This is a genomic window from Sphaerospermopsis sp. LEGE 00249 (assembly GCF_014299995.1).
Classification (GTDB): Bacteria; Cyanobacteriota; Cyanobacteriia; order Cyanobacteriales; family Nostocaceae; genus Sphaerospermopsis; species Sphaerospermopsis kisseleviana.
The window spans coordinates 1-14,448 of record NZ_JACJUZ010000097.1 but is presented as its reverse complement, the minus strand read 5'-3'; the positions used below and the strand labels follow the sequence as shown (position 1 = coordinate 14,448).

10 protein-coding genes and 3 pseudogenes are annotated in these 14,448 nt (G+C 39.6%); 6 read left to right on the top strand and 7 right to left on the bottom strand.

Annotated features, from left to right (window positions below):
* The 3 genes and pseudogenes from H5968_RS22660 to H5968_RS22650 form a co-directional block, all read right to left on the bottom strand.
* Positions 1–214, bottom strand: a pseudogene (locus H5968_RS22660) (photosystem II q(b) protein); the annotation flags it as partial.
* 548 nt (positions 215–762) lie between these two features.
* The gene (locus H5968_RS22655; RefSeq protein WP_187041753.1) at positions 763–2,262 is read right to left on the bottom strand and encodes an MBOAT family protein; all 1,500 of its coding nucleotides are present in this window, start codon (positions 2,260–2,262) and stop codon (positions 763–765) included.
* A gap of 98 nt (positions 2,263–2,360) precedes the next feature.
* Entirely contained in the window at positions 2,361–5,387 is a 3,027-nt protein-coding gene (locus H5968_RS22650; RefSeq protein ID WP_187041752.1) for a DUF1574 domain-containing protein, read from the bottom strand.
* Positions 5,388–5,604: 217 nt separating this feature from the next.
* Here H5968_RS22650 and H5968_RS22645 point away from each other — a divergent pair, with 217 nt between their 5' ends.
* From H5968_RS22645 to H5968_RS22635, 3 genes are all read left to right on the top strand, one after another.
* Positions 5,605–5,823 carry a hypothetical protein gene (locus H5968_RS22645; RefSeq protein WP_096571918.1) on the top strand — a complete coding sequence of 73 codons (219 nt, stop codon included), beginning with the start codon at positions 5,605–5,607 and terminating at the stop codon, positions 5,821–5,823.
* 286 nt (positions 5,824–6,109) lie between these two features.
* Positions 6,110–9,139 carry a phosphoenolpyruvate carboxylase gene (gene ppc / locus H5968_RS22640; RefSeq protein ID WP_187041751.1) on the top strand — a complete coding sequence of 1,010 codons (3,030 nt, stop codon included), beginning with the start codon at positions 6,110–6,112 and terminating at the stop codon, positions 9,137–9,139.
* Between the two features lie 130 nt (positions 9,140–9,269).
* Positions 9,270–9,521, top strand: a complete 252-nt coding sequence (locus H5968_RS22635; protein ID WP_187041754.1) for a hypothetical protein — start codon at positions 9,270–9,272, stop codon at positions 9,519–9,521.
* A gap of 94 nt (positions 9,522–9,615) precedes the next feature.
* On the opposite strand, the gene H5968_RS22630 is transcribed toward H5968_RS22635, so the two are convergent.
* Positions 9,616–9,999 (bottom strand): hypothetical protein, encoded by a 384-nt coding sequence (locus tag H5968_RS22630; RefSeq protein ID WP_096571920.1) that lies wholly within the window; start codon positions 9,997–9,999, stop codon positions 9,616–9,618.
* 189 nt (positions 10,000–10,188) lie between these two features.
* Between H5968_RS22630 and H5968_RS22625 the strand changes: the two genes are divergently transcribed.
* The gene (locus tag H5968_RS22625) at positions 10,189–10,494 is read left to right on the top strand and encodes a DUF4090 family protein (RefSeq protein WP_096571921.1); all 306 of its coding nucleotides are present in this window, start codon (positions 10,189–10,191) and stop codon (positions 10,492–10,494) included.
* A gap of 68 nt (positions 10,495–10,562) precedes the next feature.
* On the opposite strand, the pseudogene H5968_RS22620 reads toward H5968_RS22625, so the two are convergent.
* Positions 10,563–11,132 (bottom strand): annotated as a pseudogene (locus H5968_RS22620) (DUF3370 family protein); the annotation flags it as partial.
* Positions 11,133–11,322: 190 nt separating this feature from the next.
* Here H5968_RS22620 and menB point away from each other — a divergent pair.
* The gene (gene menB, locus H5968_RS22615) at positions 11,323–12,156 is read left to right on the top strand and encodes a 1,4-dihydroxy-2-naphthoyl-CoA synthase (RefSeq protein WP_187041750.1); all 834 of its coding nucleotides are present in this window, start codon (positions 11,323–11,325) and stop codon (positions 12,154–12,156) included.
* Between the two features lie 170 nt (positions 12,157–12,326).
* On the opposite strand, the gene H5968_RS22610 is transcribed toward menB, so the two are convergent.
* Positions 12,327–12,650: a hypothetical protein gene (locus H5968_RS22610; protein ID WP_187041749.1), complete on the bottom strand. Its 324-nt coding sequence runs from the start codon at positions 12,648–12,650 to the stop codon at positions 12,327–12,329.
* A 273-nt stretch (positions 12,651–12,923) separates the two neighbouring features.
* Positions 12,924–13,517, bottom strand: a complete 594-nt coding sequence (locus H5968_RS22605) for a DUF721 domain-containing protein (protein ID WP_187041748.1) — start codon at positions 13,515–13,517, stop codon at positions 12,924–12,926.
* Positions 13,518–13,878: 361 nt separating this feature from the next.
* Between H5968_RS22605 and H5968_RS22600 the strand changes: the two are divergent.
* Positions 13,879–14,448: pseudogene (locus H5968_RS22600) on the top strand (hypothetical protein); the annotation flags it as partial.

Sequence of the window (14,448 nt, the reverse complement as noted above, 5' to 3'; positions counted from 1 at the left end):
TTAATGAACCTGCAACGGGTTCACGGATGCCGTCGATGTCAACGGGAGGAGCAGCGATAAATGCGATGATGAAGCAAGTGGTTGCTGCTAACAGGGTGGGGATCATTAATACACCGAACCAGCCGATATAAAGGCGGTTGTTGGTGCTGGTGATAAATTCACAGAAACGATCCCATACGTTGGCGCTTTGGCGCTGTTGAATGGTTGTGGTCATTTTATGAGTGCGATGTTTTTGTTAAAAACACAGGTAATTTCTTTCCTGTTCTTATAAAATTAGCATAAGTTTACGAGTTTTGTAACATTGATTATTTTATTAAAATTTATAAAAGTAATAACTTTTACTTATTATTAAGTTTACAAAACTTTAGATTTGTTTAGAAATTAGGATCAAAGCGATTTACTAAAGTAGCTACTACAATCATTGGCAACCCAACAACGAAACAGATTAACCATTAGACATCTCCAGAAAAGAAATTATGGAACCTATTTATGGGGGCTTTATGGGGGCAGGTCGAAGCATTTGGGATATCTAGATGTCTGATTTTTACCTTAAATTATCGCCCATAAGCTTCGCCCCTACAACTTATGACAAATTAATACATTCTATTTTGGAGAGGTCTGGGGCAGTCCGTTCGCGTACATCCACAGCCTAAAGTACGATAAAGTATCGGAACTTGGTGGAGATACTTTATCGGGCGTGGTTTTGGCTCACTCGATTTTCTTATAATTAATTGGATTGGATATTTTTTTATTTGGAAGTCCCTAAAAATCAAAGTAGATATAAGGTAAACTGCCTTCAGGAGCTAGTAACCAAACTGCATAGAAACATAAAGGTACAAAAACCAGTTTTATCGGCCAACTCAACTCTAATTTCATGCCTCGTTTAAAGCCATAAGCTATACTCATGACAACAACGATCAACACCAATGACCATGTTAGTTGGTGAGGAGTGCTGTTTAAGGCTTCGACATAGACTTTTTCAATAAACTGTGAATCCGCACTATGACCCCAAAGGTGTTGTATAACTAAAGCAGAATCTTGAATATTGGGGAGACGAAACCAGATCCAAGAGGTGAAAATCATGAACTGGGTTAACAACCAAGCGAAAATTATACCGACAGGGTTGTGCCAAAATAGGTAAAGAATTTTTGAGCGATCGCTTATAGCATCTGTGAGACGATGAACAGCTAAGGCCAAACCATGCAACGCACCCCACACTACAAAACCCCACGCAGAACCATGCCAAATACCCGCTACTATCATCACAATGAATAAATTTAAGCAGGTACGCATCAACCCCTGACGAGAACCACCCAAAGGAAAGTAAAGATAATTACGTAACCAATCACCTAAAGTTATATGCCAACGTCGCCAAAAATCGGCAATGCTGGTACTGAAGTAAGGAAAATCAAAATTTTCTGGTAAAACTAAACCAAAAAGTAAAGCAGTACCACGGGCAATATCTACATAACCGTTAAAATCTAAATATAATTGTAAACCATAAGCCACAGTAGCTAACCACAAATCTGTGCTACCTGCTCTTGGTAAATTACCAAAACATAAATCTACAAAAATTCCTAGATTATCAGCGAGAATGCCTTTTTTAACCGCACCTCTAGCAATTAACCATAAAGCTTCTGATAAGTTATCAACATTAGGGAATTTTAGAGTATTGAGTTGAACTGCTAAGTTATGGTAACGGGTAATTGGTCCAGAAATTAATTTAGCAAAAAATAATTTATAGGCAGCAAATTTCAAAAATTGTTCAGTAGCCGGCGCTCCACGATAAACATCTATTAAATAAGCAATACACTCAAATGTAAAAAAGGAAATTCCCAAGGGTGTCACTAATTTAAATGGGGCATCTGGAGAATTTAAATTTATCTCAAATATCCATTTAAATATGATAGGTAGATATTTAAAACCTAATAACAATCCTACATTGAAAATAATCCCAAAGCACAAAGTTTTTAGACGGTTAAGATTCCAGTCAGATTGAGCAATTTGCCACTCTTCATTAGAAAGTTGCCAATTTTGGGAATGTTTACCTGGTGAGGTATTTTTCCCGATTTCCAAGCCTATACGAAAGTTAATAAAAGTAAGTACCAATAGTAATGGTAAGTATTGAATGTTCCAAGATGAGTAGAATACAATACTAGCTATCAGTATTGTCCATAATCTTAATTTTTGTTCGCTTACAGTCCAGTAAATACCAAGAATACTCAGCAAAAACAGCGCGTAAAAAGGTGATATAAATTTCATTTTTTGGTTATTAGTTATTAGTTATTAGTTATTAGTTATTAGTCATTAGTTATTAGTCCCCAATCACCAATCACCAATCACCAATCACCAATCACCATTTATTTAAAACTCCAGGGTATCATCGGATCAATAGCCAACCTTTTAGATACTTCATAAGCTCCGTAGCGGTTGAGGTGACTGGGGTCAGAAAAGTAGTCATGTGCTTTGAGCCAGATTTGGCTTAAATCGCGGTAGATAAAATTGCTATTAGTAGTGGAAGCATCTAACATATATTTTTGAAATTCTTGTTCATATTTTAACCGCACTGGGTCTAAATAATCTCCTGTTAATGGCATATTGACAAACACTAATGATATTTTTTTATTTTTGGTAAACTCTATCATTGATTTTAAAGCTGTGTCTTGATTACCTGCTAGTTGAAAATCTTTATAGTCATTGTCGTAAGCTCCAGCTACTCTGGGATGGTTTTGATAATATGTAGCAGGATTAAAACGAATAGATAAGGGCAAGAAGCCATCAAAATCAACGGCTGCTTGGGAATTTTGCTCTTGTGTATTGCTGGTCAATTCGGTTTTTGAGTTGACTTGCTGAGAGTTATTAATAACTGGTAAATAGTTAAGTTGTTTTTGCAATAAAGCCTTGATTTGTCCCCGATTTTCATAGCTGGCAGATATACCAACTAAAGCTTGATTTAAAAAATCATTAGTCACTTGATAAGTATTAACATTTACTGGTGTATCTTTAGTTAGCTCATCTTTCACTGCATTTGCTTGTTGGCTGGATGAATTATTGTTAACAGGCTGTGTAGCTCTTTTTAATACCTCTTCATAGCCTTTGGAAGCAGCAATAGCATTAAAAGTGATATCTTTGCGAGCGCTATTGAAAGCTCTAGAACCATCTGCCCAAATAATCATTTTTGGTAATTCCGATGGTTGTAAAACTCGACGAATGATAAATTCTACAACTTGGGCTGTAGCACCATTAATACCAAAATTAAATACGTCTACTTTGGGATAACCCTGAGTGGACAAAGCTTTAGAAAGGGCAACAGGATCAACTCCTCTCAAAGCACGAGAAGAACCGATAATTAGGACATCTGGTGGCTTTCCATCTGTTGCTAGACGCTGTTTATAAAGTGCGAATTGTTCATCTAATTGCCTAGCATTAAAACTGGGTAAATTTGATCTTGCAGCCAAGAGAATAGCAGTAGCATTGGCTTTTTGTTTTAATGGAGCGGCTGAGAGATTTGTTGATGGAGTATCATCAGCTTGGGTAAATGAAGAAGCATTAAAAGCAGAATTACCAAACTGAGAATATGTTGTGTTGTTATTGCTGGTAAAAAATGTTGTTCTTTGACTTTGATTTTTTTCTGATGTTAAAGAGACCTGAGACTGTGAGGATGAAGATGTTAAAGTACCAGTAACTTTGGGTGTATTTTGTCCAATCTTAGTAGTAACGTAACCTAACATCCAATCACTTTGGAGTACGAGTATTAATCCCAAAGCTACCCAGATGAAACTTCCCCAGAGTCCTTGTTCATCGGGATTTTGCTCAGTTGATTGGTTAGTTGCTGTAAACAGTTGGCTTGCTAAAAGTAAGTTTCTGACTTGTTGATGAGCGGTTTCCAGCCAATCTTGTGTTACTTCAGTTACCAAGTTTTGAACTTCCTGAGTTGTTAAATCAGGACGCAAAATTGGCTCGTTGGTTTCCTTAGGCAGTAAATCACTGACATATTCTACCGTAGCTGCAAATTCGGGTGTAGCTTCTGGTACTAATCTGTGGCGATGTCCAAAATCAACTCCATGATGCCAAACAGGTTCAGTATCACCGGCTCGGCGACCATAAACTCTCACACCAGTAACACCGACAATACTGAGTTGACGAATAAATTGGGTGACTTTGCTGGCTACTTGCTGGCGTTTGGGACAATTGGGCGCATCACACATAATGTGTAGTAAATCACCCTTACGCAGTAATAAAACGCGAATGCCGCCTGTTTTTAACCGCCAATCCATATCCTGATTTAACAGACGCTCCAGTAGGAAAATGATCGCTGGTTCATCCCCGGCAGCACCTAATTCTAAGCTGGATGTTGCTAAAGCCGGATGTTGTGCAGCGGGTAAAGATAACCAGTCTACCCAAGCAGGTTGTTTATCTTCTGTTTTTTGTCCGTAGACAGCAGCGGCCAGAATGCCTTGGGGGGCGATTTTTTCTAACTGAGAGATAATTAAAGGTAAACAAACTTCCTTTTCTGGTGCAAGAGCATTTTTTAAAGGGTCAACTGCTGGAGTACAAAAGATATGTAAGGTAAATTCTTTTAAAGAAGCTTGAACGGTAACTTGGAAATCTGATAAAACTTCAGTTAACAAACGAGCGATCGCTTGTATATCCCCCCAACGCGCCCATTCTTTGAGCATGGTTTCTGGTGGAGTTAAATCCACCCTTAACCGCCAATCTGGCTCACTTTCACCCCGAACTTGGGAGACAATCACAGCATCTTCATAACCTGCCAGCTTGAGATGTCGTAATTTTTGGGCTACTGGTTCAGCTAATAATGTGGCATCAGGACTATAAGTTGATTGGCAAAATATCCAGAGACGATTACCTGTTTTTTGAGAGTTGGCTTTAGACTCGTAGGGCTTGCTTTTAACCTGTACTGCTACACCCAACTTACTTAGGTTTTCACTCAGATAACGAGCGATCGCATCGGGGTTGCCTTGTCGTGCCAAACTTTCATTAGAGACGATCAGCGCCCCACCAGGTAGTCTAGATTTTTTGGTTTCTAATAAAAGTGCTTGTTCTGCTTGCTCTAGATGTCGATCTAATTGATTTAAATAGACTCTATGACACCATTGAGGACGATGTTCTCCTTTCTTTCGACCATAGACCAATACTTGGTATATTGAGGATTGTTCCTCATTTGTGAGACTATCTAAATCTGTTTGTCCAAGTGCTTGCAACAAGTCATAGAGTGTGTGCCAACGTTTTGGACAGTCTGTACCTTCACAAAGGATATGCAGGTCATTTCCTAGCAACCGAACTTTCACCCCGAAAGTGTTAATTCCTGTTGCTTGGCTTACCCACTGCACTAAGGTTTGCTGGCGATCTAGTAATAATGTTTTCATTATGAAGTTAACTTTAACAGGAAGCGAGTATTGGGGGATTTTGCCTGTACTTGTAAACTAGAACCATAGATTTATCACATTTTGCAGTTTTTTTTTAACAATTTTGTTACCATTGGAGCTTGCAAAATCGGCAAAGATAGTCTTACAAGGTTGCACGTCCTCTCAAGATTGAGTTTTGCGTCTATTTTACTCATCTGGCCATCATCAAGAATTAGCAATGTCATCTGTAACCCAACACCCATCACCAACCCCCGGATTAAATTGGCTCTTTTTTAGTATTCCCCAATCTGGTCTCTTACAAATAGCTACAGCATCTATGCTACTGCTACTTGTAGCAGATAAAGCAACTGGTGAAGCACTCAAAGCTATAGGAGAAGCTAGTGAAGAGGTATTTAGAGGCGATCGTCTACCTATTCTCAACTTCCCAGATCAGTAGTAACTAAACCAAAGCTAACAACATCTAACAACAGCTAACAACTATATATAACCATTTATTGGCTCTGGGTAATCCTCATCACTCAATTTATTCATTTTCTGATTGTGGTATTTCTTTGGTAATAGGTAATAGGTAATGGGTAATGGGTAATTATTATATTTTTCCCAATCACCAATCACCAATCACCAATCACCAATCACCAATCACCAATCACCAGTTCCCTGGTACAGCAAAAAGCAAAAAACTAAAATTGTAGGCATTAATTGGCTTTACTAGAGCAAAGAATATGGGTTCTATTTTATACTCCTCCTCGCCATCAGCGAATATCTACCCTATGTCTGAATTATTTTTACGTCATCGTCTACAGATAGTAGAAGAATTGTGGGAGTCGGTGTTGCGGCAAGAATGCGGCCAAAAAATGGTGGATCTATTACGGCAGTTGCGTGATTTGTGTTCACCGGAAGGACAAGCTACCAATGATCAAGCCTCGTCAGCTGTGGAACTAATTGAACAGCTAAATATTAACGAGGCCATTCGTGCTGCTCGTGCTTTTGCTCTTTATTTTCAATTGATTAATATCATTGAGCAGGAATATGAACAAAAGCAACAGTTAAGCCGCTATTCTGACTCAGACAGCATAGATCAGGAAAATATTCCCAATATTGTTTATTCGACTAACCAACGAGAAGACGACTTACCTGTTACTAAGTCATGGGGAGGAAATCCCATATCTCACAGTTGGACTGATACAACACCAGCTACACAAAAAGGTACATTTGCAGCTTTATTTCCTCTATTATTCAAACTGAATGTACCACCCCAGCAAATTCAGCGTTTAATTTCTCAACTAGATATTCGGTTGGTTTTCACTGCCCATCCCACGGAAATAGTCCGCCACACGATCCGCGATAAGCAGCGACAAGTAGTAAGTCTCTTACAACAGTTAGATAGCGCGGAAACTCGTTCTGGTGGCTATCCTTGGGAAGCAGCAGAGGTGAAAGAGCGATTATTAGAAGAAATTCGTCTATGGTGGCGTACTGATGAATTACATCAGTTTAAACCGACTGTATTAGATGAAGTAGATTATGCTTTGCACTACTTCCAAGAAGTGTTATTTGATGGTATTCCTCAACTTTACAAACGCCTCAAATACTCTCTAAAACAAACATTTCCCTGGTTAGAACCACCCAGTAAAAATTTCTGCTCTTTTGGTTCTTGGGTAGGTTCAGATAGAGACGGAAATCCATCAGTAACACCGGAAGTTACTTGGAAAACCGCTTGTTATCAGCGGAAGATGGTTTTAGAGAGATACATTCAATCGGTAAAGCATCTGATTGAATTATTAAGTGTGTCAATGCACTGGAGTGATGTACTTCCAGATTTGTTGGAGTCTTTAGAATTAGATCAATCTATTTTGAGTGATGTCTACGATGCGCTGGCTTTGCGTTATCGTCAAGAACCTTATCGCTTAAAACTTGCCTATGTGTTAAGAAGGCTGGAAAATACCCGCGATCGCAATCTGGCTTTATATAATCGGGAAACACCAAGCAATGAAGATTCTCCCATGTATCGTTCTGGGGCAGAATTTTTAGCGGAACTGCGATTAATTCAACGCAATTTGACGGAAACAGGTTTAAGTTGTGGAGAATTAGATCATCTGATCTCTCAGGTAGAAATTTTCGACTTTAATCTTACCCAGTTAGATATTCGTCAAGAATCATCTCGTCATTCTGATACGATTAATGAGATTCTGGAATACTTGCAGGTTTTACCCCAATCTTATAACGAACTCACAGAAGAACAAAGGGTAGCTTGGTTAACTGGAGAACTGCAAACCAGACGGCCATTAATTCCCGCAGAATTACCATTTTCGGAAAAAACTAATGATGTAATTGAAACTTTCCGGGTGGTGCGATCGCTGCAACAGGAATTTGGCATTAACATCTGCCAAACTTATATTATCAGTATGTGCCGGGAAGTCAGCGATGTTTTGGAAGTTCTGCTTTTAGCCAAAGAAGCACGGTTATTTGATCCAGCGATCGCTGTAGGAACTATTCGTGTTGTACCACTCTTTGAAACTGTAGAAGACTTACAACGCTCTAGAAGCGTGATGCGACAACTGTTTGAACTACCATTGTATCGTGCCTTTTTAGCTGGAGGTTATGAAGTAACCAACCCAGAAAATACCTCTTCCCATACCACCCTCAACCCCAACTTGCAAGAAGTGATGTTAGGGTATTCTGACAGTAACAAAGATTCAGGCTTTTTAAGTAGTAACTGGGAAATTCATAAAGCCCAAAAATCCCTGCAAGTAATTGCGGAAGAATACGGTTTAAACCTGCGAATTTTCCACGGACGAGGGGGATCTGTAGGTCGTGGTGGTGGGCCAGCTTATGAGGCGATTTTAGCCCAACCAGGACATAGTATTAATGGACGGATCAAGATCACTGAACAGGGAGAAGTTTTAGCTTCTAAATATTCTTTGTTGGATCTAGCTCTGTATCACATTGAAACTATTACCAGTGCAGTGGTGCAAGCTAGTTTGTTGAAAACCGGGTTTGATGATATTGAGCCTTGGAATGAGATTATGGAAGAATTAGCTCATGCGTCGCGTCAACATTATCGCGCTCTCATTTACGAACAACCCGATTTTATCGACTTCTTCCATCAAGTTACCCCCATCGAAGAAATTAGCCAACTGCAAATTAGCTCTCGTCCAGCGCGACGACCATCTGGTAAAAAAGATTTAAGCAGTTTACGCGCTATCCCTTGGGTCTTTAGTTGGACACAAACCCGATTTTTGTTACCTTCCTGGTATGGTGTGGGTACAGCCTTACAACAGTTCTTGAACGAGCAACCGGAAGAACACTTAAAATTAATGCGTTACTTTTATGTCAAATGGCCTTTCTTCAAAATGGTAATTTCTAAAGCAGAAATGACATTGGCAAAAGTAGACATAGAAATGGCGCGTCATTACGTACAAGAATTGTCGAACCCAGAAGATAAACCCCGTTTTGAGAAAGTATTTGAGCAAATTGCTAGTGAATTCTATCTCACCAGGGAGTTAGTCTTAAAAATTACAGGACATCAACGACTTTTAGACGGTGATCCGATTTTGCAGCGTTCAGTACAGTTACGGAATGGAACAATTGTACCGTTAGGATTTATCCAAGTTTCTCTACTCAAGCGGCTAAGACAGTACAAAAACAGCACCACACCAGGGGTTATTCACTCTCGTTACAGCAAAGGGGAGTTACTGCGAGGAGCATTGTTAACTATTAACGGTATTGCCGCAGGAATGAGAAATACTGGTTGAAGAAGGTGACAGGTGACAGAAAGAAAGAGTGTAAGAGAAGATATTGTTATTTCTCCCAATCCCCCCATATCACCAATCACCAATCACCAATCACCAATCACCAATCACCAATCACCAATCACCAATCACCATGATCAAAAAACGCATTCTAATTTGTACTTTTGTAGCCCTATCATCTGGCTTTTTTGGTGGTTTAATGGCGGCACAAATTACTTCCATGTTGCATAATCAAAAATGTCAAACTCAAAGCTGGGGTTTCCAGCAAGTTTGTAATGTCGTAGTCACACCTGGAGCAATTTGGCAGGGTAGTATAGCCGGAATATGGACAGGTACAATATTAGGCGCGTTTGTTGGCGGGTCAATAGTACGTAAAAGTTATTAATTAGGGAATTGGGAATTGGGAATTGGGAATTGGGAATAGCTGATTAAAAAACATAAAAGTGATTACCCAGTCCACAGTCCCCAGTCCCCAGTCCCTATTCCATTGGAGTAGTAGATGATTGCAGACTGCTTAAAGATTGCCAAGTATTGGTGCTAGTATCAAAACATCGCCAATTTCCCTTCCGTTCGTCTTTATAACAAAATAACGTGCGATCGCGGTCATCAAAATTATCAGTTAAAAAATATACCATTCCTCGAAATGGGTAAGTTTTACGACTCAGGCGCTTTGCTACGGCTTGATTCGGACATTCGACGATAAAAACGGATTCTCCATTGATTTTAGAGAGGGAGAAAATACACATCCGCAAAATTGCTCTCAGCCAACTTTCAGAATTCTCGAAGTAATCGTCGATAATTTTGTTAGTTAGAGCTTGTTCGAGGCTGCGGTCTTTGTTACGAGGAGTGTGGGCATCAGACATAGCATCACCTAAAAATGGCTATACCGCTGGTTCGAGATTAAACTAAAATTTCCCAAAGTGGCAAGTGTAGGGGACTGGGGACTGGTGACTGGTGACTGGGGAAGACTAATAACCCAATGCCCAATGCCCAATGCCCAATGCCCAATGACCTGGTAATATATACCTAATAACTTTGAGAATTTAATAGCCATGACGACTGAAACTAATGTAAAAAATCAAGCTACTACAGGTGCTGATGCTGTTGATGTGGCGATCGCACAAGGAATTGATTTTGACGGTTCTCCTATTCCTGCTGCTAAGTTGGAACTATATAATCAAGTCATGGGTTTAGAAGCTGGTAGACAACGCAGTGGTGTATCTAATACTATGCGTTCTCGGATCGTCCGTATTGGTGCAAAGCATATTCCCCAAGCTGAGTTAGACGCAAAGCTGGTTGATGCTGGTTTTGCTCCTTTAAAAGAAAAAGAAATTGCCTTTTTCTATGGTGGTAAATAATACAATTTTAGATTTTGGATTTTAGAATAGTAGGTTGGGTTAGCAACAGCGTAACCCAACACAAAATCTAATTTCGCCGGAAATTGTTTTTGACGTACTCCCCGCAAAACATCCGCTACTGCTCTCGCACCTAGTCCAGAAAATGCTTTACCATCGTTATTTTCTATGTAGGGTTGTAAGGTAACAAAAGATGCTTCTGTCATTAAATAACTCGCACCTTGTAAAACGTTAATGGTGATAGGTTTTTTACTAGGGTTGTGTAAAATTACTCCTATATATAAGGTTTGTAAATCCTTGGGAGTGTGGGTATAATGATGAGCAAATAGGTCAAATCTGCCTTGAATGGGAAAGTTTAAATGTGCGGCTGGAACTTTTTTCTTATTAGGTGTAAAAGTAGAAAGTAGAATACCTTCATTTTTGATCCATTCTGGACTGTTGCTATTAAAAACCGGTATTTTATCTAAACTACCAGGTAAAGGACGTATTTCTCCCACTTGCACAATTTCTTGTGGTGCTGGTTTTGTAGGTGTTTGAGCGTTTACTTGATTTTTTTGATGATAGCTATTGAAAGTTGTACAGCCGATAGTTTGAGTAATCGCTAATCCTATTGGATGGAAGATATCATGAGATGTTGACATTTTCACCCTTAATAGGACTACTATAACTGAATATGTAAACTTTTGTAATGACATTCAACATTTCTGAGTAATTAGTTATTAGTTATTAGTTATTTTTCCTAATCACCAGTCACCAGTCCCCACCCCAGTCACCAGTCCCCAATCACCAATACCTGATAAAATTCTCAAGCACCATAGTTAACTCATCCCTATGTCAACTGACTGGAAAACTGTTAAAACCTACGAAGATATTCTGTATCAAAAAACCGATGGTATCGCTAAAATAACCATCAACCGTCCCCACAAACGCAATGCTTTCCGCCCGAAAACTGTCTTTGAACTTTATGAGGCTTTTTGTGATGCTCGTGAAGATACTAATATTGGTGTAGTTCTATTTACGGGTGCAGGACCTCACACAGATAGAAAATATGCTTTCTGTTCCGGTGGTGATCAAAGTGTACGCGGACAAGCTGGTTATGTTGATGATGAAGGGATTCCGCGCTTAAATGTGCTAGATTTACAACGTTTGATCCGTTCTATGCCTAAAGTAGTGATTGCTTTAGTCGCTGGTTATGCTATTGGTGGTGGTCATGTTTTACATTTAATTTGTGACTTAACCATAGCTGCGGATAATGCCATTTTTGGACAAACAGGACCAAAAGTAGGAAGTTTTGATGGTGGTTTTGGGGCGAGTTATTTAGCACGAATAGTTGGACAGAAAAAAGCACGAGAAATTTGGTTTCTCTGTCGTCAATATAATGCCGAACAAGCTTTAGAAATGGGATTAGTTAATACAGTAGTTCCTGTAGCAGAACTCGAAGCCGAAGGGATAAAATGGGCGCAGGAAATATTAGAAAAAAGTCCCATTGCCATACGTTGTTTAAAAGCAGCATTTAACGCTGACTGTGATGGCCAAGCAGGGTTACAAGAACTGGCTGGTAATGCAACTTTACTTTATTACATGACCGAAGAAGGTTCAGAAGGCAAACAAGCTTTCTTAGAAAAACGGACTCCCAATTTTCGGGACTTTCCTTGGTTGCCTTAACCATCCTCACAACCGCACCTGATCACAAGGTGCGATGCTAATAAGGCTTGATTAAAAACAAAATTGCAGCACCAAAAAATTTGCAAAGCTAACTAAATGCCAATGTTATATTTAGCAGTCTGATGGGGAAAAATATAATTAGAGTAGTCACCAAAAGTAGTAACCAAGTCTTAAACAGCTATAACTTTAGTTTTTATCTCTGGTAATGAGGAAACAGATGTTTCAGCAACAGTTGTAAATTCTAGATTTTCTAAATCGGAATTGATATTAGCTGCAACGGGTAGGATAGGTACAATAGGTTTAGATAATGGTAAGCTCCAATTATCTTCTAAAGATTCCCATGTAGGAGCAAAGGCGGGGATCGCTAAAGAGCAAGCTTTCCAACCAGCTTGAACAGGTGCGTTTAATTGCTGACACATACCACCACGACGGCCTTCTGGTTGGTAATGACGACAATACCTACAGGCTGATGTTAAAGGGTTAATTGGCTTCATAATCTTGAGTCTTGAGTGGGAAGGAAGGGTAATTATCACACTTAATATTTTCGTTCCCTGACAAAATGGGTATAAAAGCCAAGAAGTAATTATCTAATAAGGGTTTTAGGTATTTTTTTGAAAAAAAAATTTTTATTATGTTTTTATATTTTTGTCATATTTGTATATGATTAGTGAAGTGTCCACATACTTGTTTTTGCCTATAACGCATTGGGGATCAAAGGTAAAGAGTGAGATTTGGATGACACGAGCCTTTTAGATGTTGCATTTTGGCTATTCTTTGTTTCCTGCTTGATCAATGACAAATTTAGCGGCACAAGGAGAACAAACACCCCAGCGTTGGACTTCACCTGGTGGGGATGGGCATTGACATTGGGGGCAAAGAGGTAAGTTTAAGTTATGCGATCGCTCTTGTCTATTTCTAGCCCATTGTTCAAAAGCTGTCTGAGCATTTTTAGCACTAGCTTTAAGTTCAGGTTTGGAAATACCCACACCTACATCACCCAAATAACTAGGGTGTGCTTGGGGTGATAAAGTTTGTTGTGGGTTGTCTGGTAATGGTGTTTGTTTCCATTGGGCAGTAGAAAAGCGAATATCTATCAAAGGTGTCAATATCTCGTGATTCAACTTTTTATTTAACTTTAAAAGTAGATTTTTGCGTTGAAAAGTCAAATTTTGCGCCCAAGCTGCACTAGAAGTTGCTACCCACAAAACATCACGCTGAATCGACAAAGGGCGTGTTTGTGCAGCAACCTTAACCCCAACAACTTCTTGCCAACACTTGAGCAAGCGTGAAAAAGGTTGTTCCTGCCATTGGGCTTCCAGTTGGAGAATGCCTAAAATATCATTAACAGATTTCAACGACATCTAGATTTGGGTTTGCTGAAAAAGTTATCTGTGTTCCCGCAGCGTGACGTAAGTCATGGGCTAGGAGATTAAGAAGTCAGGAGTCGTAGGGGCGAAGCATTCGGGCAACAAAATTATCAATTTTATCAACACGCTATTTTCCTGTCAGGGCGAAGCATTCGGGCAACAAATTATCAATTTTATCAACACGCTATTTTCCTGTCAGGGCGAAGCATTCGGGCGATCAATTCTCAATTTTGATCACAGGTTATTTTCCGAATGCTTCGCCCCTACTTCGCCCCTACTTCACCCGTACAGGAGTCACTTGAATTTTTTACTGATAAAATTCATACAGCACCATCATATTGAAGGCATCCTGGCAATGAGTCAAAATCCCACAATTGATTCTGGTACTTCATCCGCTAAAACCTCTGGCTTACAACCAGCACTAGCAGCAGCACTAGGAAGTTTAGAAGTGCAGTTGGATCAAGAGTTAACTAGATACCGACGCGCACGCAATGGAGTGAGGCAAACGAAAAAAGTTAGTGTAGAAAATTATATTCCTCAGCCATCCCAAGAGTTAAATACCATAACTGAGACATTGGTAACAACTCAGCCATCAACGTCAGAATTTAAGAATAACTCAATTTTTCTAGAAAATCCTGTCTCAGATGTGGAAAAACAGGAACAAATCAATCATTTACCACTGTCTTCTGCCGAACAGTCTACCAAAATACAAACCCCACCACCGCCACCTGAGTCAAAGCCTATCAGTAGTATAGTACCGACAAAGCCCAAGGCTGAAGGTGAAACTCCTGTAGCGGCAAATCATACTCCCAAACACCCAGATGATGATTTAGAACCCAGTGAACCACTGCTGCGAAGTCTCAAGGACAGTTTACTGTCACCGTTGGGTATTGGTTCTATGCTGCTGCTGCTGTTAGCTAGTTTA

What these genes read in the sequence shown, in the direction of transcription:
- H5968_RS22655 (WP_187041753.1), bottom strand. Translation starts at nt 2,262, where the DNA reads ATGAAATTTATATCACCTTTTTACGCGCTGTTTTTGCTGAGTATTCTT.
- H5968_RS22650 (WP_187041752.1), bottom strand. Translation starts at nt 5,387, where the DNA reads ATGAAAACATTATTACTAGATCGCCAGCAAACCTTAGTGCAGTGGGTA.
- H5968_RS22645 (WP_096571918.1), top strand. Translation starts at nt 5,605, where the DNA reads ATGTCATCTGTAACCCAACACCCATCACCAACCCCCGGATTAAATTGG.
- ppc (WP_187041751.1), top strand. Translation starts at nt 6,110, where the DNA reads ATGGGTTCTATTTTATACTCCTCCTCGCCATCAGCGAATATCTACCCT.
- H5968_RS22635 (WP_187041754.1), top strand. Translation starts at nt 9,270, where the DNA reads ATGATCAAAAAACGCATTCTAATTTGTACTTTTGTAGCCCTATCATCT.
- H5968_RS22630 (WP_096571920.1), bottom strand. Translation starts at nt 9,999, where the DNA reads ATGTCTGATGCCCACACTCCTCGTAACAAAGACCGCAGCCTCGAACAA.
- H5968_RS22625 (WP_096571921.1), top strand. Translation starts at nt 10,189, where the DNA reads ATGACGACTGAAACTAATGTAAAAAATCAAGCTACTACAGGTGCTGAT.
- menB (WP_187041750.1), top strand. Translation starts at nt 11,323, where the DNA reads ATGTCAACTGACTGGAAAACTGTTAAAACCTACGAAGATATTCTGTAT.
- H5968_RS22610 (WP_187041749.1), bottom strand. Translation starts at nt 12,650, where the DNA reads ATGAAGCCAATTAACCCTTTAACATCAGCCTGTAGGTATTGTCGTCAT.
- H5968_RS22605 (WP_187041748.1), bottom strand. Translation starts at nt 13,517, where the DNA reads ATGTCGTTGAAATCTGTTAATGATATTTTAGGCATTCTCCAACTGGAA.